This window comes from Burkholderia catarinensis (genome assembly GCF_001883705.2).
Lineage (GTDB): Bacteria > Pseudomonadota > Gammaproteobacteria > Burkholderiales > Burkholderiaceae > Burkholderia > Burkholderia catarinensis.
Genome location: NZ_MDEQ02000019.1, coordinates 73,212 through 95,867, shown reverse-complemented (window position 1 = coordinate 95,867; position 22,656 = coordinate 73,212). Strand labels below are relative to the sequence as shown.

Sequence of the window (22,656 nt, the reverse complement as noted above, 5' to 3'; positions counted from 1 at the left end):
CGCTTAGCGCGCCGGCACGCGCGCGTGAATCCACGCGATCAGCGCGTCGATCACGCGATCGCGTTCGAGATCGTTCATCGTTTCGTGGAAGCCGCCTTCGTATAGCGTCAGCGTACGATCGGGCGAGCCGACGCGCGCGCCGAACGCGCGGCTGCCGTCGGGCTCGGTCAGCTTGTCCTCGGTGCCGTGATAGACGAGCACCGGTATGCGCAGCGCGCCGCGGCCACTTTCGATGCGCGCCATCGCGTCGAGAATTTCCGCGCCGGTGCGCGCGGGCACCGCGCCGTGATGCACGAGCGGATCGGCGCGATTGGCCGCGACGATGGCTGGATCGCGCGACAGTAACGCTGCATCGATTTTGATCGCGGGGAAGGTCGGCCATACGCGGCTGATGACGCGGCTCACCGCGAGCATCCAGCGCGGCACGTCACGCCCCGGCGCGAGCGCCGGGCTCGACAGTACGAGGCCCGTCAGGGCATGACCGCGGGCCGGTGCGCGTTCGATCGCGTACAGCGCCGCGACCGCGCCGCCCATGCTGTGTCCCATCAGGAACAGCGGCGAATTGCCGCGCGCTGCTTCGGCGACCAGCGCATCCGCATCGTTCAGGTAGCCATCGAAACGCTCGACCCAGGCGCGCTTGCCGGGCGACTGACCGTGCCCGCGCAGATCGATCGCGAGCACGTCGATGCCGGCCGCGTTCAGCCGGCCGGCCAGTGCGGCATAGCGGCCTGCGTGTTCGGCGAGGCCGTGTACGAGCGCGATCGTTGCGCGCGGCGGCGCCGCGCCGTCGCCGGCCGGCCAGCGGTACGACGCCAGCTCGAGCCCGTCCGCAGTACGCCGCCGGCCCATTTTCGGCGCGGGCGGCGGCGAATGCGCCGGTCCGGCGGTGGCGGGTGCGGCGGCCGGCGTAGTGGTGGCGGTCATCTGGCGTGTCCCCTGTTCGTTGGCATGCATGTTCCGGGATCATAGTCGCGGCATTCCCGTGGCGGGCCAGCGGCGATCCTCTAATTTCGTGTAGTTATGAAAAGATCGAAATCGATTATTAAGGGGAATGAGGGGTTTGCGGTAAAATCGCCGGCTATTCCAGATGCATCGGCGGCTGACTGGCGGGCCAACTCGCCAGCCGGCCGCCGTTTTGTTTACATGATCGAATTACGCAATCTTTCGCAGCGCTTCCCCGGGCCGAGCGGCTGGGTCGAAGCGCTGCACAACGTCAACCTGACGATCCCGCAGGGCGAGGTGTTCGGCATCATCGGCCGAAGCGGCGCCGGCAAGAGCACGCTCGTGCGCACCATCAACCTGCTCACGCGGCCGACCGAAGGCAATGTCGTCGTCGGCGGGCGCGATCTGACGCTGCTGCCGGCAGGCGCGCTGCGCGAGGCACGCCGCGAGATCGGCATGATTTTCCAGCACTTCAACCTGCTGTCGTCGCGCACGGTATTCGACAACGTCGCGCTGCCGCTCGAGCTGGCCGGCGCAAGCCGTGCCGATATCGAGGCCGCCGTGCTGCCGCTGCTCGACCTCGTCGGGCTGTCCGCGCAGAAGGATCGTTATCCGGCGCAGATCAGCGGCGGACAGAAGCAGCGTGTCGGCATCGCCCGCGCGCTGGCGAGCCAGCCGAAGGTGCTGCTGTCCGACGAAGCCACGTCCGCGCTCGACCCCGAGACCACGCGTTCGATCCTCGATTTGCTGAAGCGCATCAACCGCGAGCTCGGCCTGACGATCGTGCTGATTACGCACCAGATGGAAGTGATCAAGCAGGTGTGCGATCGCGTCGCGGTGCTCGATGCGGGGCGTGTGGTCGAGGAAGGCCGCGTGATCGACGTGTTCCTGCAGCCGCATCACGAAGTGACCCGCGCGCTGATCGGCGACGTGATCGCGCAGGAACTGCCGCCCGCGCTGAAGGCGCGCGTGGCCGAGCGGCTGAAGACGGGCAGCGGGCATCTGCTGCGGCTCGCGTTCACGGGCTCGGGCGTCGACCAGCCGATCCTGTCGGAGACGATCCGCCGGTACGAACTCGATTTCAACATCCTGCATGGCCAGATCGACGAGATCCAGGGGCAGGCATTCGGTTCGCTCGCGGTGCTGGCCGGAGGCGAGCCGGGCAAGGTCGGGCAGGCGCTCGCGTTTCTGCGCGAGCAAGGCGTGGTGGTAGAGGAGCTTTCGTATGTTGAGTGAGATGTTCGATATGTTCGTGCAGTCGTTCTGGGAGACGCTGATCATGGTCGGCATCTCCGGGGCGGTCGGCGCGCTCGTCGGCCTGCCGCTCGGCGTGCTGCTTTACCTGACCGACCGCCAGGGCGTGCTGCAGAACCTCGCCGTGAATCGCGTGCTCGGCGGCATCGTGAATGCCGTCCGCTCGACGCCGTTCATCATCCTGCTGGTCGCGGTGATTCCGTTCACGCGTCTCGTCACGGGTTCGTCGATCGGCACGGCCGCGGCGGTCGTGCCGCTGACGCTCGCGGCCGCTCCGTTCGTCGCGCGTCTCGTCGAGACGGCGTTGCGCGAAGTCGACCGGGGGCTGATCGAGGCCGCGCAATCGATGGGCGCGACCACGTCGCAGATCGTATTCAAGGTGCTGCTGCCCGAATCGCTGCCGGGCGTCGTCGCGGGCCTGACGATCACGTTCGTGTCGCTGGTCGGCTATTCGGCGATGGCGGGTGCGATCGGCGGCGGCGGGCTCGGCGATCTCGGGATCCGCTACGGTTACCAGCGCTATCTGCCGGAAGTGATGTGGACGGTGGTTGCGATCCTGATCGTGTTCGTGCAGATCGTGCAGTCGTTCGGCGACTGGCTCGTCCGCCGGCTGAGCCACAAATAAGAAGCAACTGATCCGTTAGGGGAGACACGATGCAACGACGCTTCATATTGAAGTTTGCGGCGGCACTGGGCGCGGCCGCGCTGTTCGCGGGCGCGCACGCACAGGCCGAAACCATCAAGGTGGGCGTGACGGGCGGGCCGCACGCGCAGATCATGGAGGCGGTGAAGAAGGTCGCGGCGAAGAACGGCCTCGAGATCCGCATCGTCGAATTCTCCGATTACGTGCAGCCGAACGCCGCGCTCGCGGCGGGCGACCTCGACGCGAACAGCTACCAGCACGATCCGTATCTGCAGGCGCAGGTGAAGGATCGCGGCTACAAGCTGATCAAGATCGCGGATACCGTGACGTTCCCGATGGGCATCTATTCGAAGCGCGTGAAGTCGCTGGCCGAACTGAAGCCGGGCGCGCGCATCGCGGTCCCGAACGATCCGACCAACGGCGGCCGGGCGCTGCTGTTGCTGCAAAAGCAGGGCCTGCTGAAGCTGCGCGCGGATGCGGGGCTGAAGGCAACGCCGCTCGACATCGTCGACAATCCGCGCAAGCTGAAGATCGTCGAACTCGATGCGGCGCAGATTCCGCGCTCGCTCGGCGATGTCGACGCGGCCGCGATCAATACCAACTACGCGATGGAAGCGGGGTTGAAACCGAAACAGGACGCGATCGCGATCGAGGGCCCGAACGGTCCGTACGCGAACATTCTCGCGATTCGCGATGCCGACCGGAACAAGCCGTGGGTCGCGAAACTGATCGCGGCCTATCATTCGGCCGACGTGAAGCAGTTCATTGAAGGCAAGTTCGGCGGTGCGGTCATTGCCGCCTGGTAACGGGTGGAGCACGGGCGCCCGGCGGGATTAGAGTTGATGATCGAAAACCCGGGCTTTGCGTCCGGGTTTTTTCTCTTTTAAAATAGAACGATCGTTCGCTATCATTGGCGCGTCGCCAAGAAGCGGTATCCTCGACAGTCACGATGGTTGGGTCCGCTTGGCCGCGCAGTCATGAGGCCTCGCTATAGAATGGCCTCTGGTCGTATTCGTAACTTTGGAGCGTGTGCATGAAAATCCTGGTGCCAGTGAAAAGAGTGGTCGATTACAACGTGAAGGTCCGCGTGAAGTCGGACAACACGGGCGTCGACATCGCGAACGTGAAGATGTCGATGAACCCGTTCGACGAAATCGCCGTTGAAGAAGCCGTGCGCCTGAAGGAAGCGGGCGTCGCGACCGAAGTGATCGCGGTGTCGGTCGGCGTCACGCAGGCGCAGGAAACGCTGCGCACGGCGCTGGCAATCGGCGCGGATCGCGCGATCCTCGTCGAGTCGAACGACAGCGTCGAGCCGCTGGCCGTCGCGAAGATCCTGAAGGCGCTGGTCGACAAGGAACAGCCGCAGCTGGTGATCCTCGGCAAGCAGGCAATCGACGACGATTCGAACCAGACGGGCCAGATGCTGGCTGCGCTGGCAGGCCTGCCGCAAGCGACGTTCGCATCGAAGGTGACGGTGGCAGACGGCAAGGCTACGGTTGCGCGTGAAGTCGACGGCGGTGCGGAAACGCTATCGCTGACGCTGCCGGCGGTGGTCACGACCGACCTGCGCCTGAACGAGCCGCGCTACGTAACGCTGCCGAACATCATGAAGGCGAAGAAGAAGCCGCTGGAAATCGTGAAGCCGGAAGACCTGGGCGTGAATGTCGCGCCGCGCCTGAAGACGCTGAAGGTGGTCGAGCCGCCGAAGCGCGCGGCTGGCGTGAAGGTGCCGGACGTGAAGACGCTGGTCGAGAAGCTGAAGACCGAAGCCAAGGTGCTGTAAGAGGGAGCGGAAAGAAATGACGATTCTGGTGATTGCAGAACACGACAACGCGTCGATCAAGGCCGCGACGCTGAACACGGTGGCAGCGGCTGCGAAGATTGGCGGCGACATTCACGTGCTGGTCGCGGGCCACAACGCGCAGGCGGCGGCAGACGCAGCGGCGAAGATTGCAGGCGTCAGCAAGGTGCTGCTGGCCGACGCGCCGCAGCTCGAAGCGGGCCTCGCGGAAAACGTCGAAGCGACCGCGCTGAACATCGCGAAGGATTACTCGCACATCCTCGCGCCGGCCACCGCCTACGGCAAGAACATCGCGCCGCGCATCGCCGCGAAGCTGGACGTCGCGCAGATCTCGGACATCACGGCGGTCGATTCGGCCGACACGTTCGAGCGCCCGATCTACGCGGGCAACGCGATCGCGACGGTGCAGTCGAGCGATCCGATCAAGGTCATCACGGTGCGCGCGACGGGTTTCGATCCGGTGGCGGCGGAAGGCGGCAGTGCATCGGTCGAGAAGATCGAAGCCGCGGCAGACGCCGGCAAGTCGCAGTTCGTGAGCCGTGAAGTGACGAAGCTGGACCGTCCGGAACTGACGAGCGCAAGCATCATCGTGTCGGGCGGCCGGGGTCTCGGCAGCGGCGAGAACTACACGAAGGTGCTGGAGCCGCTGGCCGACAAGCTGAACGCGGCACTGGGCGCATCGCGCGCCGCAGTCGACGCAGGCTACGTACCGAACGATTACCAGGTCGGCCAGACCGGCAAGATCGTCGCGCCGCAGCTGTACATCGCGGTCGGCATCTCGGGTGCAATCCAGCATCTGGCCGGCATGAAGGATTCGAAGGTGATCGTCGCGATCAACAAGGATCCGGAAGCGCCGATCTTCAGCGTGGCCGACTACGGTCTCGTCGGCGATCTGTTCGCGCTCGTGCCGGAACTCGTGAGCGAGCTCGGCTGACGCGGCATGACGCTTCAGCGGTAAGCACACGAGAAGAGGGGCGCGACGAGCGCCCCTTTTTTACGCCATCGACGGAAGAGAGATGGGGCGATACGCCATGAGCTATAGCGCCCCGTCAAGGACATGCTGTTCGTGCTGAAGGAACTCGCGGGCATCGACGCCGTTGCGCAGTTGCCGGGCTTCGAGGATGCCGGCTACGACACGGCGCAGGCCGTGCTCGACGAGAGTCCGCGAAATTCTGCGTCGTGAACTGCACCCCCGAAGGCTGGATTTGCGTTCAGCTTCCAGGAGGGCAGTTCGGAGGGGGCGCCTTTCTTTTTGATGCCGGCCGGCCCGCCTTGCTGCGGGCAGCCGCGGCTTATGCGTACGCCGGGCGCGTCTGGCCGGCCACGTCCTTCAGGTAACGATGCACCGACAGGTCGTCGGCCTGGATCGCCGGCATTTTGCCCGAGATCAGGTCCGCGAGCAGTTGGCCCGAGCCGCACGACATCGTCCAGCCGAGTGTGCCGTGGCCGGTGTTCAGGAACAGGTTCGACACCGGCGTGCGGCCCACGATCGGCGTGCCGTCCGGCGTCATCGGGCGCAGGCCCGTCCAGAACGTTGCCTTCGACGTGTCGCCGCCGCCCGGGAACAGGTCGTTCACGCACATCTCGAGTGTTTCGCGGCGCGCGGCGCGCAGCTTCTTGTCGAAACCGACGATTTCCGCCATGCCGCCGACGCGGATGCGCTGGTCGAAGCGCGTGATCGCGATCTTGTAGGTTTCGTCGAGCACGGTCGACACGGGCGCGGCCGCTTCGTTGACGATCGGTGCGGTGATCGAATAGCCCTTCAGCGGATAGACGGGGATCTTCATCAGGTTCGAGATGAAGCTGGTCGAGTACGAGCCGAGCGCAACGACATACGCGTCCGCGCGCACCGTCTCGCTGCCGCACTGCACGCCGGCGATCTTGCCGCCCGCGATCGCGAGCGCGTCGATCGGCGTGTTGTAGCGGAACTTGACGCCGAGCGATTCGGCGAGCGCCGCGAGGCGCGTCGTGAACAACTGGCAATCGCCCGTTTCGTCGCCCGGCAGGCGCAGGCCACCCGTCAGCTTGTGGGATACGGCGGCGAGCGCCGGTTCGGCATTCTTCAGGTCGGCCGGCGACAGCAGTTCGAACGGCACGTTCGCCTCCTGAAGCACGGCGATGTCCTTTGCCGCGCCGTCGAGTTGCTGCTGCGTGCGGAACAGTTGCAGCGTGCCACCCGTGCGACCTTCGTACTGGATGCCGGTATCGGCACGCAGCGCCTGCAGGCAGTCGCGGCTGTACTCGGCGAGGCGGACCATGCGGCCCTTGTTGACCGCGTAGCGATCGGCCGTGCAGTTGCGCAGCATCTGCCACATCCACTGGAGCTGGAAGCGCGTGCCGTCGAGGCGGATCGCGAGCGGCGCGTGCTTTTCGAACATCCACTTGACGGCCTTCAGCGGCACGCCGGGCGCGGCCCACGGCGCGGCATAGCCGGGGGAGATCTGGCCCGCGTTCGCGAAGCTCGTCTCGAGCGCCGGGCCGGCTTCCCGGTCGATCACCGTGACTTCATGACCGGCGCGCGCGAGGTAATACGCGCTTGCCACGCCCACCACACCGCTGCCCAGAATGACGACTCGCATAGCTGCTCCAGATGGAAGGGACCAGATCGAGGCCGGGCGCGCATGCAGCTCCGTGTAACCTCTAGCTGATCTAGTTTTTTTCGCTATGGTATTGTCGAATGTGCAGGTTTTGTTATCGTATTTTTCAGGTTTTCAGCATAAACAAATGAGAACGCAACGTCAGCCCGTACGTACGCTCGACAAGCTCGACCGGCGCATCCTGAAACTGCTCCAGGACGACGGCCGGATGGCGATGAAAGACCTCGCGGAACAGGTCGGACTGACCGTCACGCCGTGCATCGAGCGCGTGCGGCGCATGGAGCGCGACGGCGTGATCACCGGCTATCACGCGCGGGTCGATCCGCACCAGCTGGGTGCCGCGCTGCTGGTGTTCGTCGAGATCACGCTCGGTCACAAGGGCGGCAACATGTTCGAGCAATTCCGCCGGGAAGTGATGAAGATCGACGAAGTGCTCGAATGCCATCTCGTGTCCGGCGATTTCGACTACCTGATCAAGGCGCGGATCGGCGAGATGGCCGACTACCGGAAGCTGCTCGGCGACATCCTGCTGCAGTTGCCCGGCGCCGTGCAGTCGAAGAGCTATGTCGTGATGGAAGAAATCAAGGAGACGCTGATGATCGCGGTCGGTGAATGACGTGTCGCCGGCCTGTTGTCGGGCCCCTTATCCCGCCCTTGGCATGCTGCGCCCAATACTGTATAAATGTACAGTGTTTGGCGCAGGCGAACGGGTGGGCATATGGACGATCGGTCCGACAACGAATTTCCGGTAGCGCCGCCCGCGCCCCGCAAGGGGCGCGGTGCGGTCGACAATCTGCAGGGGCGGTATGAAACCGCGCAGCGCGAAGCGGTCGACGACGGTTGGGCGCACGAGTCGGACGATGCCGACTTTCCCGCGCCGCTGCGCACGCAGGTATTCGAGGAGCGTGCGAAGAGCATCCTGACGCACAACCAGTCGCCCGACATCCCGTTCAGCGTATCGCTCAATCCGTATCGCGGTTGCGAACACGGCTGCATCTACTGTTTCGCACGCCCGACGCACAGCTATCTCGGCCTGTCGCCGGGGCTCGATTTCGAAAGCCGCATCTATGCGAAGGTCAATGCGGCCGAACTGCTCGAGCGCGAGATTTCGCGGAAGCGCTACGTGCCGGAGCCGATCGCGCTCGGCGTCAATACCGATGCCTACCAGCCGGTGGAGCGCGACCTGCGCATCACGCGCAGCGTGATCCAGGTGATGCACGATCGCGGGTTGCCGTTCGCCGCGATCACCAAATCGTCGCTGATCGAGCGCGATCTCGACCTGCTCGCACCGATGGCCGAGCGCGGGCAGGTGATGGCGGCGGTCACGATCACGACGCTCGATGCCGACCTCGCGCGCACGCTCGAGCCGCGGGCGGCGACACCGGCGCGCCGGTTGCGCACGATCCGCGCGCTGCGCGATGCGGGCGTGCCGGTGGGCGTGAGCATTGCACCGATGATTCCGTTCGTCACCGAGCCCGACATGGAGCGCGTGCTCGAGGCGTGCGCGGAAGCCGGCGCGACGCATGCGAGCTACATCATCCTGAGGTTGCCGTGGGAGGTTGCGCCGCTGTTCAAGAACTGGCTTGCCGCGCATTTTCCCGATCGCGCGGAGCGCGTGATGAACCGCGTGCGCGACATGCGCGGCGGCAAAGACTACGACTCGGATTTCTCGAAACGGATGAAGGGCGAGGGGATCTGGGCCGACCTGTTGCGGCAGCGCTTCCGCCAGGCCGTCAAGCGGCTGGGGTTGAACGAGCGCACGAACGGCATTCTCGATCTGTCTCAGTTTCGCGGTGCGCCGGCCGTCGCGGCGCCGGCGCGCCGCGTTGCTGCTCGTGCCGCCGGCGCACAGTCGCGCGACGACATGCAGTTGAACCTGTTCTGACCGGCGCGCGATACCGCTGCCGGTGTGCCGGGTTCGTTGCGCTTACTGCGAAATCTGCTTCGCCGCTTCGACCTGCGATTCGAAATACGTCTGGAACGACAGCGCGAGTGCGGTCATCAGCAGGAACGCGCCGATCAGTAGCGAGAAGATCACGACAAAGATCACGGTCCAGCCCGACCGGCTGTGCTTGCCCGTGTCCGCGTTGAACTGCGCGTCCCACTTTTCGTCGGGGCGCAGCCCATAGACGAGCGCGGCGAGGAATGCCGCCAGCAGCGAGATCGCGCCGGGTACCGCGAGCCACCAGCCGAGGCCGGCGCTGCGCTGGGTCGCCGCGAGAAGGAGAAAGCCCGGGATGCCGACGATCGTCGCGAGGAGGTGCGCCCAGCCGTAGACGTCGCGAAAGCCGTACAGATAGAAGCGGTGCGCACCGAGCGATCCGAGCAGGAATGCGAGGGCGGCGGTGAGCGTCTTGGAGCGGAAGCGGCGGGACGGTGCGGTGCTGCTGGACATGGATGGCGGCGTATTGTCGTTGGCATGGGCGGCCGGCTGGCCGGCGCGGGCACGCGGCCCGGCACGCATTCTACGATGCCCGGTCGGGCCCGGTCACCCCTCGGCTGCGTCAAGGTGCCGCGTAGGTCACGCGGTAGATTGCGCCCGCGTAGTCGTCGCTGACGAGCAGCGAGCCGTCCGGCAGCGGCAGCACGTCGGCCGGGCGTCCCCATACCGTGCCGTCGGGCCGCAGCCAGCCGGTGATGAACGGGGTCTGGCGCGCCTGGCTGCCGTCCGCCGATACGATGACGCGCGTCACGCGGTAGCCGACCTTCGTGCTGCGGTTCCACGAGCCGTGTTCGGCAACGAACACGTTATTGCGATACGACGCCGGAAACATCGGCCCGATATAAAAGCGCATGCCGAGCGCCGCGACGTGCGCGCCGAGTTTCAACACCGGCGGCACATAGCGGCGGCATGCGTCGGCGCTGCCGAATTCGGGGTCGGGCGTGTCGCCGCCATGGCAATACGGAAAGCCGAAGTCGAGGCCGGCGCGCGGTGCGCGGTTCAACTTGTCGTCGGGCACGTCGTCGCCCATCATGTCGCGCCCATTGTCGGTAAACCACAGCTCGCCCGAATCGGGATGCCATGCGAAGCCGACCGTATTGCGCACGCCGCGGGCGACAACCTCGCTTCCGCTGCCGTCGGCCTTCATCCGCGCGATGATCGCGTAGCGGCTGCGATCGGCGAGGCAGGCGTTGCACGGTGCGCCGGTCGGCACGTACAGTTTGCCGTCGGGGCCGAACGCGATGAATTTCCAGCCGTGATGGTGTTCGGTCGGCAGTGCGTCGGTCACGACGGCAGGCGCGGGTGGCCGGGCGAGCCGGTCGTCTATATGATCGAGACGCAAGATGCGCGACACGGCTGATATATAGAGTGTGCCGTCGCGGTAGGCGACGCCGACGGGCATGTCGAGCCCGGACGCGATCACGTAGCGCGCGCTGATCCGGCCCTCGTGCATCACGAATGCATGCACGCGGCCTTCCCGCGTGCCGACATACAGGATGCCGCGCGGCGACCACGCCATTTCGCGCGCGGCCGGTACCGCGTCAGTTAGTACTTCCACGTGGAAGCCGGGCGGCACGACGAGTTCGCCCACCGGCAACGGCGCGGTAAACGCCAGTGCGGGCGCGAGGCAGGCAAGGCCGGCAAGCAGCGCCGTAAAACGGTGCTGCGCGCGGTGCGTCGAGGCGGCGCGAAGAGGCGGCATGACGGTGGAGAACGTCCCGGACACGACGATTGTATGCTCGGTGGACAGGCCGTCCGCGGATTATTTACGCGTAAGTGTTTGTTGTACCTCTGGTTTCCGGCTATAATCGCGTGTTTCAGTAGTTTCGAACCCGGTTTTCCGAAGGACATCATATGGTTATCATCCGTCTGGCTCGTGGCGGCTCGAAGAAGCGCCCGTTCTACAACATCGTCGCTACCGATTCGCGCAACCGTCGTGACGGCCGCTTCATCGAGCGCGTCGGTTTCTACAACCCGGTTGCCACGAAGGGCGAATCGCTGCGTATCGCTCAGGACCGCCTGACGTACTGGCAAGGTGTTGGCGCGCAACTGTCGCCGACCGTCCAGCGTCTCGTGAAGGAAGCGCAAAAGGCGCAACCGGCTGCCTAACATGGCACGGTGTGCCGGTCGTGCCGGCTGTGAGGTGCATTGATGGCGGGTCACGATTCCGGTAATGCAGGGCGCGGGCGTGCGTCATTCGGCGCATTCGTCCGCAAGCCGGTCGAACGCGGCGCTGTCGCGAACGCCGGCCAGGCTGCCGAACAGGGTGGTCTCGAAGCGACGCAAGCGTGGCCCGACGATGCCGTCGAGGTCGGGGCGGTGGTCGACGCCTACGGCCTGAAGGGCTGGGTCAAGGTGGCGGCGCATGCCGACGCCGGTCGCGGCGGCGACGCAATGCTCAACGCGCGCCGCTGGTGGCTCGAACGCGGTGCGGAGCGGCTTTCCGTTCGCATCATGCAGTCGAAGACGCACAGCGACACCGTCGTTGCGCAACCCGCGGGCGTCAGCGACCGCGATGCCGCGCTGGCTATGCGCGGCTTTCGCGTGTTCGTGCGCCGGGAAGACTTCCCGGCATTGGCCGCGGACGAATTCTATTGGGTCGACCTGATCGGTCTCGATGTCGTCAACGAGCAATCGGTGGCGCTCGGGAAAGTGAGCGGGATGATCGACAACAGCGTGCATTCGATCATGCGTGTCGAGTATCCGGCGATCGGCAAAGACGGTCAGCCGACCACCGACGAGCGGTTGATTCCGTTTGTCGGCGTATACGTCAAAACGGTGGATCAGGCGGCGCGTCGCATCATCGTCGACTGGGAAGCTGATTACTGAAATGAACCAGGTTACCGAGAGCGCGGTGCAGTTCGACGTCGTCACGCTCTTTCCCGAGATGTTCCGCGCACTGACCGACTGGGGAATCACCAGCCGGGCCGTCAAGCAGGGGCGCTTCGGGCTGCGCACCTGGAACCCGCGTGATTTCACGACGGACAACTACCGTACGGTCGATGATCGTCCGTACGGCGGCGGTCCGGGCATGGTGATGCTGGCCAGGCCGCTCGAAGCCGCGATCGGCGCCGCGAAAGCGGCGCAGGCGGAGCAGGGCATCGCGAGCACGCGCGTCGTGATGATGTCGCCGCAGGGCGCGCCGCTTACCCACGATCGTGCGATGCGGATGGCGCAGGAACCGGGCGTCGTCGTGCTGTGCGGCCGCTACGAGGCGATCGACCAGCGCCTGCTCGATCGTTGCGTCGACGAGGAAATCAGCCTCGGCGATTTCGTGCTGTCCGGCGGAGAGCTGCCGGCGATGGCGATGATGGATGCCGTCGTGCGGTTGCTGCCCGGTGTGCTGAACGATTCGCAGTCGGCCGTGCAGGACAGTTTCGTCGACGGGCTGCTGGATTGTCCGCATTACACGCGCCCCGAGGAGTACGATGGCGTGCGCGTGCCGGACGTGCTGCTCGGCGGGCATCATGCCGAGATCGAGCGGTGGCGGCGCCAGGAAGCATTGAGGAATACGTTGCGGAAGCGGCCGGACCTGATCGTCCGGGCGCGCCGCGAGAAGTTGCTGAGCCGTGCCGACGAGGCATGGCTTGCGAACCTCGCACGCGAAGCGAAGGACGCCTCCTGAGGCGGTGTCGCGAGCGGGAATTGGCGGTGCCGTGCATGCGTGCGCGGCGCCTGATGTGAATCCATCCTCTATCGGGGCCAGGCCTGGAAGCAGGCGGGTGCTAACGCCGACACGATGGCATAAGGAGTCAGTAATGAATCTGATCGAAAAACTTGAGCAGGAAGAAATCGAGCGCGCGCTCGCCGGCAAGACGATCCCCGAATTCGCCCCGGGCGACACGGTGATCGTGAACGTGAACGTGGTTGAAGGTACCCGCAAGCGCGTTCAGGCTTACGAAGGCGTCGTGATCGCGATTCGCAACCGTGGTCTGAACTCGAATTTCATCGTCCGCAAGATCTCGTCGGGCGAAGGCGTCGAGCGTACGTTCCAGACGTACTCGCCGCTGCTGGCGAGCATCGTCGTGAAGCGCCGCGGTGATGTGCGTCGTGCGAAGCTGTACTACCTGCGCGAGCGTTCGGGCAAGTCGGCTCGTATCAAGGAAAAGCTGGTGTCGAAGGATCGCGCCGCAGCAGCTTCCCAAGAGTAAGAGCTGTAAGGAAAAAGCACCCACCCGGGTGCTTTTTTCATTCTGGCGCGACAATATGCTCGATACGACACGAACCCGAGAGCCCCATTGAATCGCCGCCCCATCATCGATCCCGAAGTACTGCCGGTCGAAGGCACCGGCGCCGGCCTGCCCGCCATCGATCCCCGCCTGATGACACCGTCCGGCTTGCGCGACCGTTTCGCGCGTACGCTCGAATGGAGCGTCGAGCCCGGAGAGGCGAGGCTGCAAGAGGGCGTCGATCCGCGTAGTGCGGCCGTCCTCGTTCCGCTCGTCGTCCGCGAATCGGGGCCGACCGTGCTGCTGACCCAGCGCGCCGACCATTTGAACGACCACGCCGGGCAGATCAGCTTCCCGGGCGGTCGTCGCGAACCGTTCGATCGCGATGCGACCGCCACCGCGTTGCGCGAGGCGAAGGAAGAGATCGGGCTGGCCGCAGAACGCGTCGAGATTCTCGGCGCGCTGCCCGACTACCTGACCGGCACGGGCTTCTGCGTGACACCGGTGGTCGGCCTCGTGCATCCGCCGTTCACCGTGCAGGCCGACACGTTCGAAGTCGCCGAGATTTTCGAAGTGCCGCTCGCGTTCCTGATGGATCCCGCGAACCATCAGGTCCGCGTGTTCCGCTGGGAAGGCGGCGAGCGTCGTTTTTTTGCGATGCCCTATCCGAATGGCGAACCAGGCGGGCATTACTTCATCTGGGGCGCAACTGCCGCCATGTTTCGCAATCTGTACCGCTTCTTGGCCGCCGGCTAGCCGCGTACACCGGCCGACGCACGCGGTCGGTTGCCGGGCGACCGCGCCGGCAGCCATGCCGGGCTTACGCTGTGCTATCGTTATACGAAAAATGACATAACTCCGAAGACGGCGCCACGCATGACTTTCTTTTCGGTTCTCCTCGCTCTCATCATCGAACAGGTCCGCGCGTTGTCGCCGAACAATCCGGTGTTCGCGCTGTTCCAGTTTCATGCGGAAACCGTCGCGCATGGTCTCGACGCAGGCAAGCAGAAGCACGGCATCCTCGCATGGCTCGCGGTCGTGCTGCCGTGGGTGCTGATCGTCGCGCTGATCTATTTCCTGCTGTACAAGGTGAGCTTCGTGCTCGCATTCGTGTGGAACGTCGTCGTCGTGTATTTCACGCTCGGCTTCCGCCAGTTCAGCCACTACTTCACCGACATCCACCTCGCGCTCAACAACGACGACGTGCCGCGCGCGCGCGAAATCCTGCACGAGTGGACGGGCCTCGACACGGTCGACATGCCGGTCGGCGAAATCGTCCGCCATACGCTGATTCACGCGGTTGTCGCGTCGCATCGTCACGTGTTCGGCGTGTTCTTCTGGTATGTGCTGCCGATCGGCCCGGCCGGCGCCGTGCTGTACCGGATTTCCGAATACCTCGCGCGCAGCTGGTCGACGCCGGGCGACGACCGCACGGCCGCTTTCTCGACGTTCGCGCAGCGCGCGTTCTTCGTGATCGACTGGATTCCCGCGCGACTGACCGCGCTCGGCTTCGCGATCGTGGGCAATTTCGAGGATGCGATCTACGCGTGGCGCAATCACACGCGCCAGTGGCCCGACCCGAACGACGGCGTGCTGCTGGCTGCCGGCAGCGGGGCGCTCGGCGCGCGTCTCGCGGGGCCGCTCGCGGAACCGTCGAGCCTCGATGCGCTGGCGGTCGGCGACAGCGGCCCATTGACGGTCGGTGACGATTGCACGCCGCGTACGCTTCAGTCGGCAGTCGGCCTCGTCTGGCGCGCGGTGATCCTGTGGATGATTCTGCTGCTGCTGCTGACGCTCGCCGTCTGGGTGTCGTGACGGGGCAGTGCAGTACCCGATGAAAGGCAAAGGCCGGCTTGATGCCGGCCTTTTTGCTGTGGGTCAGTCGTCGCGCGGGTCGCGTACGGCGCCGCATTGCCAGCACGCCGTGAACTGGGCCTCGAGCGCTTCACCGCAATGCCGGCAGCGCCACGATGCGGCGCCGGACGACGGGCCGTGCGACGCAGCATCGAGGAGCCGGCGCGCGAGCGCGTCGTCGCGTTCGTCGTCGAGCCACAGCTCCGGCGTGCAGGCGTCGGCGGGCAGGCCGCCGAGCGCGCCGGGCGCGTAGCAGTTATGCAGCTCGCAACCGATGCCGGCCACCTGAAGCACGTTGGCCCAATGCTGCGCCGTCGCGAGATCGGGTGCCTTGAAACGCATGGCGGCTCCTGTCGGTGAAGGCCGGCCCGCATGGCACCGGCTGGCCGCCGCGCGCGTGCCGCGCGATCAGCGGACGATCTGGCTCGCCTCGTGCACGAGCTGTGCGTACAGCGCGTGCCGCGACGGCGCGACGCGGCCGTCGGCGACGGCTTCGAGAATCGCGCAGCCGGGCTCGTGCAGATGATGGCAGTTATAGAAACGGCAGTCCGCGAGCAGCGGCCGGAACTCCGGAAACGCGCGCTCGAGACCGCCTTCCGTCAGGTGATAAAGGCCGAATTCCTGGAAGCCAGGCGAATCGATCAGTGCGCCGCCGCCCTGCAGCGGGTAGAGGCGCGTGAACGTCGTCGTGTGGCGGCCGCTGTTGAGCGCGGCCGAAATCTCGCGCGTCGCGGCTTCGGCATCGGGAACGAGCAGGTTTACGAGCGTCGACTTGCCCATCCCGGACTGGCCGAGCAGGATCGTCGAATGCCCGGCGAGGTGCGGCATCAATTGCGCGCGCGCGTCGTCGGGCGAGCCCTTCACCGACAGCTCGAGCACGTCGTAGCCGAGCGTGCGGTACGGCGCGAGGCGCTCGCGCGCGACCGGCAGTGCGGCCTCGACGTCGATCTTGTTCAGCACGACGAGCGGCTTCAGTTCGTTCGCCTCGGCGGCGATCAGCGCGCGGCCGAGCAGGTCCTCGCTGAAATAGGGCTCGGTCGCGAGCACGATCAGCAACTGGTCGAGGTTGGCCGCGAACAGCTTCGACTTGAACTGGTCGGAACGGTACAGCAGGTTGCGCCGTTCGCCGATCTCGACGATCACGCCCTGGTCGGCCGACGCGTATTCGTATGCAACGCGGTCGCCGACCGCGATATCGCTCTTCTTGCCGCGCGGGAAGCACTGCAGCATCGGTCCGCCGTCGTCGGGCGCGACGATGTAGTGGCGCCCGTGCGCCGCGATCACGCGGCCTTCGGCACGTTGCGCGCCCGACACGCGCGGGGCCGGCTTGCGGGAGGTCGGTCGGCTCATACGTGCTGCAGCAGGCGGTCGATCCGCTGCGAGGCGGGCGGATGCGAGTAGTAGAAGGCCGTGTAGACGGGGTCGGGCGTCAGCGTCGACGCGTTGTCCTCGTAGAGCTTCACGAGCGCGCTGACGAGATCCTGCGCGTCGGTCTGGCTGGCCGCGAACGCGTCGGCCTCGAATTCGTGCTTGCGCGACGTGAGGCTGCCGAACGGCGTCGCGAAGAACAGGAACACGGGAATCGCGAGGAAGAACAGCACGAGCGCGGCGCCCGCGTTGCTCGTGTCGAGCGACGGCGTGACGCCGAGCCCCGTATAGAACCACGTGCGTTGCGCGAGCCAGCCGAGCAGCGCGAGCAGCACGAGGCTCAGCACGAACGACACGAGCATCCGCTTCATCACGTGGCGGCGCTTGAAGTGCCCGAGTTCGTGCGCGAGCACGGCTTCGATTTCCTGGCCGGACAGGCGTGCGAGCAGCGTGTCGAAGAACACGATCCGCTTCGATGCGCCAAAGCCCGTGAAGTACGCGTTGCCGTGTGCGGAGCGGCGGCTGCCGTCCATTACGAACAGCCCCTTCGCCGCGAAGCCGCAGCGCTTCATCAGCGACTCGATGCGCGCGCGCAGCGCGTCGTCCTTCAATGGCTCGAACTTGTTGAAGATCGGTGCGATGAAAGTCGGGTAGATCAGCAGCACGAGCATCTGGAACGCGACCCAGACGATCCAGGTCCACAGCCACCACAGGCTGCCGGCCTGGTTCATCAGCCACAGCACGACGAATAGCAGCGGCAGGCCGAGCGCGGCGCCGAGCAGCGAGTTTTTCAGCATGTCGGTGAAGAACAGCCGCTTCGTCATCCGGTTGAAGCCGAAACGCTGCTCGATCCCGAACTGGCGGTAATACTCGAACGGGACGTCGATCACGCCCGTGATCACGAGCACCGCGGCGACGAGCGCGACCTGCTGCGCGTAGCCGCGGCCGAGCCAGCCGGTCAGCAGCGTGTCGAGCGTGCCGACGCCGCCGAGCAGCGTGAGGCTGACCAGCACGGCCGCGCTGACGACGATCTCGAGCATCGTCAGCCGGGTGCGCTCGACCGTATAGTCGGCCGCGCGCTGGTGGGCGGTCAGCGGAATGGTGGCGCTGAACTGTGCGGGCACGCCGTTGCGGTGCGCGGCGACGAAGCGGATCTGCCGCGACGCGAGCCAAAGCTTGGTGACGACCATCGCGAGCACGGCGATCGCGAACAGCAGGGTGAACGAAAAGGGTGACATCGAAGGCGCCAAAGGGTTCTATGCGAGAATTATATGTTCTTGCGGACCGGGCCCGCTGATGCGATGCCGGCCGCCCGGGCGGCGGCGCGCGCCGTCCGCCATTTTCCAGGATGACTCATGACCGATACCGCCGCTTCCGCCAGCCAGCCCGCGCTCGTGCGCAACGAGTTGAACCTCGTCTGGCTCGACATGGAGATGACGGGCCTCGACCCGGATAACGACCGCATCATCGAGATCGCGGTCGTCGTGACCAATTCCACGCTCGACATCGCCGTCGAAGGCCCCGTGTTCGCGATCCACCAGAGCGACGAAACGCTCGCGAAGATGGACGACTGGAACAAGTCGACGCATGGCCGCTCGGGCCTGATCGACCGCGTGCGCGCGTCGACCGTGACCGAGGCGGAAGCCGCCGCGCAGCTGCAGGCGTTCCTTGCGCAGTACGCGTCGCCGGGCAAGTCGCCGATGTGCGGCAACTCGATCTGCCAGGACCGCCGCTTCATGGCGCGCTGGATGCCGGAGTTCGAGCGTTTCTTCCACTACCGCAACCTCGACGTCAGCACGCTCAAGGAGCTGTGCCGCCGCTGGCAGCCCGCGATCTACAAGGGTTTCCAGAAGCGCGCGATGCACACGGCGCTCGCGGACATCCACGAGTCGATCGACGAACTGAAGTACTACCGCGAGCATTTCCTGATTCCGGCGGCGGCCGCGTCGGCGTCGGCAGGCGAGTCCGCTCCGGCCGCCTGAGCGGGCCGGCACACGCTCAGCGCTTGGCACACGCTCAGCGCTGCGCGCTTTTCGGGCGGAACGCGGCGACCACCGCGGCGTCGGTCTCGATGTATGGGCCACCGATCAGGTCGATACAGTAGGGCACCGCGGCGAAGATGCCGGGCACGATCGACTTGCCGTCGGCATCGCGCAGCCCTTCGAGCGTTTCCCGGATCGACTTCGGCTGGCCGGGCAGGTTGATGATCAGCGCCGCATGGTCGGCCGTCTCCCGGATCACCGCGACCTGCCGCGACAGGATCGCGGTCGGCACGAAATTCAGGCTGATCTGCCGCATCTGTTCGCCGAATCCCGGCATTTCCTTCGTCGCCACGGCCAGCGTGGCCTCGGGCGTCACGTCACGGCGCGCGGGGCCCGTGCCGCCCGTCGTCAGCACGAGGTCGCACCCCGCGACGTCGACCAGCTCGGCAAGCGTGGCGGAGATCGTCGGCGCGTCGTCCTGGATCAGGCGTGTTTCGGCGCGCCACGGCGAGACCAGCGTGCCGGCGAGCCATTCCTGCAGCGCCGGAATGCCCTTGTCGTCGTAGACGCCCGTGCTCGCGCGGTCGCTGATCGACACGAGGCCGACGACGAGTTCGTCCGGGTGGTTACGCTTCGTCGTCGCCATGGTCGTCTCCGGCGTCGTCGGCCGCTTCGTCATCCCCGCCGGGCGTGCCGCTCACGGTCTTGATCCACTGGAACAGCTCGCGGAAATAGCGCGGCGGCTTGCCTTGCTGCGCTTCCTTGCGCGCGTTGCGGATCAGCGTGCGGCCTTCCTGGATGTCGGCTTCCGGGTGCTGGCGCAGGAATTCGGTCAGCGCGTCGTCGTTGGCGAGCAACTTGTCGCGGGTGCGCTCGATCCAGTGCAGGCGGGCCGTCGCGGCCTTGTCTACGCCGCGCTGGGCGTCGAGCGCGGTGCGCAGCGCAGCCGTCTCGTCGTCGGTCAGCGAGCGCATCACGCGACCGACGTACTGGAGCTGGCGGCGCTTGCCTTCGTGATCGGTGATCCGGCGCGCCTCGCGAACGGCGTCCGCGAGACTTTCGGGCATCGGCATGCGTTTGAGCGCGTCTTTCGGCAGATCGACGAGTGCCTGGCCGAGCACCTGCAGCTCGTGCATTTCGCGCTTTAGTTGGGATTTGCTGGGGCGATCGTAGCCATTGTCGTCTTCTTCGACGGCATGCTCGATCGGCTGGATTCGGGTTTTGCGTGTCATGGGCGGCATTGTATCGCGGCGCGGACACCCCAAGCTTGTCGGTGTCCGGCCCCGGACCTTGCTATGATCGCGGGATACGTAACATTTTGAACATGCGGGCGCCCGCCCGCCACCGGATACCAAGACGATGGCAGCCAATCTCGACGTACAAGCGCGCTATTTCCCGCACACGCAGGACCAGCTCAAAGAAATCGCCTCGGACATCCTTCGCCATGCGAAGGCACTCGGCGCGACGGACGCCGCGACCGAAATCTCCGAGGGCGACGGCCTGTCGGTGTCGGTGCGCCGCGGCGAAGTCGAAACGATCGAGCACAACCGCGACAAGATGGTCGGCGTGACCGTGTTCATCGGCAAGAAGCGCGGCAACGCGAGCACGTCCGATTTCTCGCCGGCCGCGATCAAGGATACCGTCGCCGCCGCCTACAACATCGCGCGCTTCACGGCCGAGGACGAAGCGGCCGGCCTCGCCGAGGCCGAGCTGCTCGAAACCGACCCGCGCGACCTCGATCTCTACCACCCGTGGGCGCTGACGGCCGACGAGGCCGTCGAGCTCGCCCGCCGCGCGGAAGACGCCGCATTCGCGGTCAGCCCGCAGATCCGCAATTCGGAAGGCGCGAGCGTGTCGGCCCAGCATTCGCAGTTCGTGCTCGCGACGTCGCGCGGCTTCCTGTCCGGCTACCCGTACTCGCGCCACTACATCGCATGCGCGCCGATCGCGGGCAGCGGTCGTCACATGCAGCGCGACGACTGGTATTCGTCGAAACGCAGCGCGATCGATCTCGCGGCGCCCGAAGCGGTGGGCCGTTACGCGGCCGAGCGTGCGCTCGCGCGGATGGGCGCACGCCGTCTCGACACCCGCAAGGTGCCCGTGCTGTTCGAGGCACCGCTCGCGGCCGGCCTGCTCGGCGCGTTCGTGCAGGCGGTGAGCGGCGGCGCGCTGTACCGCAAGACGTCGTTCCTCGTCGACAGCCTCGGCAAGCCGGTGTTCGCGCCGCACATCCAGGTCGTCGAGGATCCGCACGTGCCGCGCGCGATGGGCAGCGCGCCGTTCGACGAGGAAGGCGTGCGCACGCGCGCACGCAGCGTCGTCAAGGACGGCATCGTCGAGGGCTACTTCCTGTCGACCTATTCGGCTCGCAAGCTCGGCACGCAGACCACCGGCAACGCGGGCGGCTCGCACAACCTCGCGCTGCGCAGCTCGAGCACGCAGCCGGGCGACGATTTCGACGCGATGCTGAAGAAGCTCGGCACGGGCCTGCTGCTGACCGAACTGATGGGGCAGGGCGTGAACTATGTGACGGGCGACTATTCGCGCGGCGCGGCAGGTTTCTGGGTTGAGAACGGCGTGATCCAGTATCCGGTCGAGGAAATCACCGTCGCGAGCACGCTGCAGGAGATGTTCCGGCATATCGTCGCGATCGGCGCCGATTCGATCGTACGCGGCACGAAGGAAACGGGCTCGGTGCTGATCGAGCAGATGACGATCGCCGGGCAGTAAGCGGCGCGCGGTACTGGCCGCGGCGAAACGAAAAAGCCCGACCGGCGCGAGCCGGTCGGGCTTTTTTCATTGCGCGTGACGCGTCAGCCGCGCTTGCGCTCGTAGACGACGAACGCATAGCCGAACGTGTTCGGCGCGGCCGCCTCGTGCGTATCGCGCGACACTTCCTGCCAGTGCGCGGCGTCGGGTGCCGGGAACGATGCGTCGCCGTCGAAGTCGGCATCGATCTCGGTGACGACCAGCTTGTCGGCGAGCGTGAGACCTTCCGCGTAGAGTTGCGCGCCGCCGATCAGGAATGCTTCGGGCACCCCGTCGCGCGCGGCGAGTGCCAGTGCATCGGCGAGCGACGTGACCGTGTCGCAGCCATCGAAGCGGCGCGCTGCGTCGCGCGTGACGACGATATTGCGGCGGCCCGGCAGTGGCCGGCCGATCGACTCGTGGGTCTTGCGGCCCATCACGATCGGCGCGCCCATCGTCGTGCGCTTGAAGAAGGCGAGATCCTCGGGAAGTTTCCAGGGCAACTGGTTGTCGCGGCCGATGATGCCGTTGCGGGCACGCGCGACGATCAGGGTCAGCGTCGTCATGAAAGTCGGGGAAGAGGGGAACCGGAATGGCGCCGATTCTACCGGAACGGCGGCGCGCGCCGGATTCCGTGCGCACGCGCATCAGTTCTTGCGCTGCACGCCGCGACACGCGATGCAACGCGTCGTGCCGACGGACTGAACAAAAAAGTGCCCGCCGGGGGACGGAGCACAAAACCGTTTCGTGTTGCGTGATCGGTGATGCCGGTCCGGATCGATGCTATCCGACTTTCTCTAATCGATATGTAATCCTTATCGAATGGGTCGATACATGTTCACCGGCGGATACTGCCTTGCGCGTTGCCTTCCATCGCATGCTGTACGTCGCCCGACTGCGGTGCCGGGAGCGGCGTCGGCAGCTGGGGCGGCGGTGGGATCTCGTCCCACAGCGTCACCGAAGTCTTGCTGGCCGACAGCGGTTGCGGTGCCGACACGGTCACGATGCCGAACCCGTTGCCGTGCTGCATGCTCGGCGCGTTTTCGGCAAGCAGCATTGCGCGATCCGGCTTCACGCTTTCATCCGCGCGTGCCGGTGCTGGCGGGCCGGCGGCCGCGAGTGCCATTGCCATCGGCACGAAAGAAAGTAAGAGATTTTTTCGCATGGTCGCTGTCTCCGATCGTTCACGTATTCAGCGAAATACATGCCATCGCGCGGGGACCGTTGTCACGACTGAGATTCGCGCGCAAGCGTTGCGAATGGCGGCGGAAAACGCCTGAAAATGTTTCAGGCGTGAAACAAGGGGTCTCGGGAATACTGCGGATTCAATCGATACGCTTCAAGGATGAAAATCGG

26 protein-coding genes and 1 pseudogene are annotated in these 22,656 nt (G+C 65.9%); 16 read left to right on the top strand and 11 right to left on the bottom strand.

What is annotated here, in order from left to right; all coding sequences use genetic code 11:
* Window positions 1-3: 3 nt before the first annotated feature.
* Entirely contained in the window at window positions 4-924 is a 921-nt protein-coding gene (locus tag BFF94_RS27015; protein ID WP_128846100.1) for an alpha/beta hydrolase, read from the bottom strand.
* Window positions 925-1,143: 219 nt separating this feature from the next.
* Here BFF94_RS27015 and BFF94_RS27010 point away from each other — a divergent pair, with 219 nt between their 5' ends.
* The 6 genes and pseudogenes from BFF94_RS27010 to BFF94_RS26985 all read left to right on the top strand — a co-directional run.
* A complete protein-coding gene (locus BFF94_RS27010; RefSeq protein WP_128846104.1) occupies window positions 1,144-2,178 on the top strand; it encodes a methionine ABC transporter ATP-binding protein in 1,035 nt (344 codons plus the stop codon).
* Window positions 2,168-2,821 (top strand): methionine ABC transporter permease, encoded by a 654-nt coding sequence (locus tag BFF94_RS27005; protein WP_122166924.1) that lies wholly within the window; start codon window positions 2,168-2,170, stop codon window positions 2,819-2,821. The genes BFF94_RS27010 and BFF94_RS27005 overlap by 11 nt, the downstream gene beginning before the upstream one ends.
* A 29-nt stretch (window positions 2,822-2,850) precedes the next feature.
* The gene (locus tag BFF94_RS27000; protein WP_128846108.1) at window positions 2,851-3,645 is read left to right on the top strand and encodes a MetQ/NlpA family ABC transporter substrate-binding protein; all 795 of its coding nucleotides are present in this window, start codon (window positions 2,851-2,853) and stop codon (window positions 3,643-3,645) included.
* Between the two features lie 227 nt (window positions 3,646-3,872).
* Window positions 3,873-4,622 carry an electron transfer flavoprotein subunit beta/FixA family protein gene (locus BFF94_RS26995; protein WP_128846111.1) on the top strand — a complete coding sequence of 250 codons (750 nt, stop codon included), beginning with the start codon at window positions 3,873-3,875 and terminating at the stop codon, window positions 4,620-4,622.
* Between the two features lie 16 nt (window positions 4,623-4,638).
* Window positions 4,639-5,574: an electron transfer flavoprotein subunit alpha/FixB family protein gene (locus BFF94_RS26990; RefSeq protein WP_128846113.1), complete on the top strand. Its 936-nt coding sequence runs from the start codon at window positions 4,639-4,641 to the stop codon at window positions 5,572-5,574.
* 123 nt (window positions 5,575-5,697) lie between these two features.
* Window positions 5,698-5,808, top strand: a pseudogene (locus tag BFF94_RS26985) (acyl-CoA dehydrogenase N-terminal domain-containing protein); the annotation flags it as partial.
* 124 nt (window positions 5,809-5,932) lie between these two features.
* Here BFF94_RS26985 and BFF94_RS26980 read toward each other — a convergent pair.
* Window positions 5,933-7,219, bottom strand: coding sequence for a D-amino acid dehydrogenase (locus BFF94_RS26980; protein WP_128846116.1), 1,287 nt, complete (start codon window positions 7,217-7,219; stop codon window positions 5,933-5,935).
* Window positions 7,220-7,364: 145 nt separating this feature from the next.
* Between BFF94_RS26980 and BFF94_RS26975 the strand changes: the two genes are divergently transcribed.
* Both BFF94_RS26975 and BFF94_RS26970 read left to right on the top strand, forming a co-directional pair.
* Entirely contained in the window at window positions 7,365-7,853 is a 489-nt protein-coding gene (locus BFF94_RS26975; RefSeq protein WP_128846119.1) for an Lrp/AsnC ligand binding domain-containing protein, read from the top strand.
* Window positions 7,854-7,955: 102 nt separating this feature from the next.
* Window positions 7,956-9,122 (top strand): PA0069 family radical SAM protein, encoded by a 1,167-nt coding sequence (locus tag BFF94_RS26970; RefSeq protein WP_128846121.1) that lies wholly within the window; start codon window positions 7,956-7,958, stop codon window positions 9,120-9,122.
* A gap of 42 nt (window positions 9,123-9,164) precedes the next feature.
* Here the strand turns inward: BFF94_RS26970 and BFF94_RS26965 are convergent, their stop codons facing one another.
* Entirely contained in the window at window positions 9,165-9,632 is a 468-nt protein-coding gene (locus tag BFF94_RS26965) for an NINE protein (RefSeq protein ID WP_128846123.1), read from the bottom strand.
* Between the two features lie 109 nt (window positions 9,633-9,741).
* Window positions 9,742-10,881 (bottom strand): PQQ-dependent sugar dehydrogenase, encoded by a 1,140-nt coding sequence (locus BFF94_RS26960; RefSeq protein WP_128846125.1) that lies wholly within the window; start codon window positions 10,879-10,881, stop codon window positions 9,742-9,744.
* 152 nt (window positions 10,882-11,033) lie between these two features.
* Here BFF94_RS26960 and rpsP point away from each other — a divergent pair, with 152 nt between their 5' ends.
* From rpsP to BFF94_RS26930, 6 genes are all read left to right on the top strand, one after another.
* Window positions 11,034-11,288 (top strand): 30S ribosomal protein S16, encoded by a 255-nt coding sequence (gene rpsP, locus BFF94_RS26955; protein ID WP_006476550.1) that lies wholly within the window; start codon window positions 11,034-11,036, stop codon window positions 11,286-11,288.
* A gap of 42 nt (window positions 11,289-11,330) precedes the next feature.
* A complete protein-coding gene (gene rimM, locus BFF94_RS26950; RefSeq protein WP_128846127.1) occupies window positions 11,331-12,008 on the top strand; it encodes a ribosome maturation factor RimM in 678 nt (225 codons plus the stop codon).
* Between the two features lies 1 nt (window position 12,009).
* A complete protein-coding gene (gene trmD, locus BFF94_RS26945; RefSeq protein ID WP_128846130.1) occupies window positions 12,010-12,804 on the top strand; it encodes a tRNA (guanosine(37)-N1)-methyltransferase TrmD in 795 nt (264 codons plus the stop codon).
* A gap of 133 nt (window positions 12,805-12,937) precedes the next feature.
* Complete coding sequence (rplS, locus tag BFF94_RS26940; protein WP_128846132.1) at window positions 12,938-13,330, top strand: 50S ribosomal protein L19; 393 nt, start codon at window positions 12,938-12,940, stop codon at window positions 13,328-13,330.
* Between the two features lie 87 nt (window positions 13,331-13,417).
* Window positions 13,418-14,104 carry a CoA pyrophosphatase gene (locus BFF94_RS26935; protein WP_128846135.1) on the top strand — a complete coding sequence of 229 codons (687 nt, stop codon included), beginning with the start codon at window positions 13,418-13,420 and terminating at the stop codon, window positions 14,102-14,104.
* 120 nt (window positions 14,105-14,224) lie between these two features.
* Entirely contained in the window at window positions 14,225-15,163 is a 939-nt protein-coding gene (locus BFF94_RS26930; RefSeq protein ID WP_128846138.1) for a CobD/CbiB family protein, read from the top strand.
* Between the two features lie 63 nt (window positions 15,164-15,226).
* Here BFF94_RS26930 and BFF94_RS26925 read toward each other — a convergent pair whose 3' ends face one another.
* From BFF94_RS26925 to BFF94_RS26915, 3 genes are all read right to left on the bottom strand, one after another.
* On the bottom strand, window positions 15,227-15,544 hold the full coding sequence (locus BFF94_RS26925; RefSeq protein WP_219140068.1) for a putative signal transducing protein: 318 nt from the start codon (window positions 15,542-15,544) through the stop codon (window positions 15,227-15,229).
* Window positions 15,545-15,610: 66 nt separating this feature from the next.
* Window positions 15,611-16,552 (bottom strand): ribosome small subunit-dependent GTPase A, encoded by a 942-nt coding sequence (rsgA, locus tag BFF94_RS26920; protein ID WP_128846141.1) that lies wholly within the window; start codon window positions 16,550-16,552, stop codon window positions 15,611-15,613.
* Window positions 16,549-17,808 (bottom strand): M48 family metallopeptidase, encoded by a 1,260-nt coding sequence (locus BFF94_RS26915; RefSeq protein WP_128846143.1) that lies wholly within the window; start codon window positions 17,806-17,808, stop codon window positions 16,549-16,551. The genes rsgA and BFF94_RS26915 overlap by 4 nt, the downstream gene beginning before the upstream one ends.
* A gap of 117 nt (window positions 17,809-17,925) precedes the next feature.
* Here BFF94_RS26915 and orn point away from each other — a divergent pair, with 117 nt between their 5' ends.
* Window positions 17,926-18,552 (top strand): oligoribonuclease, encoded by a 627-nt coding sequence (orn, locus tag BFF94_RS26910; protein WP_128846146.1) that lies wholly within the window; start codon window positions 17,926-17,928, stop codon window positions 18,550-18,552.
* A gap of 34 nt (window positions 18,553-18,586) precedes the next feature.
* On the opposite strand, the gene mog is transcribed toward orn, so the two are convergent.
* Both mog and yjgA read right to left on the bottom strand, forming a co-directional pair.
* The gene (gene mog, locus BFF94_RS26905; protein ID WP_128846148.1) at window positions 18,587-19,198 is read right to left on the bottom strand and encodes a molybdopterin adenylyltransferase; all 612 of its coding nucleotides are present in this window, start codon (window positions 19,196-19,198) and stop codon (window positions 18,587-18,589) included.
* A complete protein-coding gene (yjgA, locus tag BFF94_RS26900; RefSeq protein WP_281426290.1) occupies window positions 19,179-19,784 on the bottom strand; it encodes a ribosome biogenesis factor YjgA in 606 nt (201 codons plus the stop codon). Before yjgA ends, mog begins: the two co-directional genes overlap by 20 nt.
* Window positions 19,785-19,911: 127 nt before the next feature.
* Here yjgA and pmbA point away from each other — a divergent pair, with 127 nt between their 5' ends.
* Complete coding sequence (gene pmbA, locus BFF94_RS26895; protein WP_128846154.1) at window positions 19,912-21,282, top strand: metalloprotease PmbA; 1,371 nt, start codon at window positions 19,912-19,914, stop codon at window positions 21,280-21,282.
* Between the two features lie 83 nt (window positions 21,283-21,365).
* Here the strand turns inward: pmbA and BFF94_RS26890 are convergent, their stop codons facing one another.
* Both BFF94_RS26890 and BFF94_RS26885 read right to left on the bottom strand, forming a co-directional pair.
* On the bottom strand, window positions 21,366-21,866 hold the full coding sequence (locus BFF94_RS26890; protein WP_128846157.1) for a dihydrofolate reductase: 501 nt from the start codon (window positions 21,864-21,866) through the stop codon (window positions 21,366-21,368).
* 272 nt (window positions 21,867-22,138) lie between these two features.
* Window positions 22,139-22,357: a hypothetical protein gene (locus BFF94_RS26885; protein ID WP_372454332.1), complete on the bottom strand. Its 219-nt coding sequence runs from the start codon at window positions 22,355-22,357 to the stop codon at window positions 22,139-22,141.
* Between the last annotated feature and the right edge of the window lie 299 nt (window positions 22,358-22,656).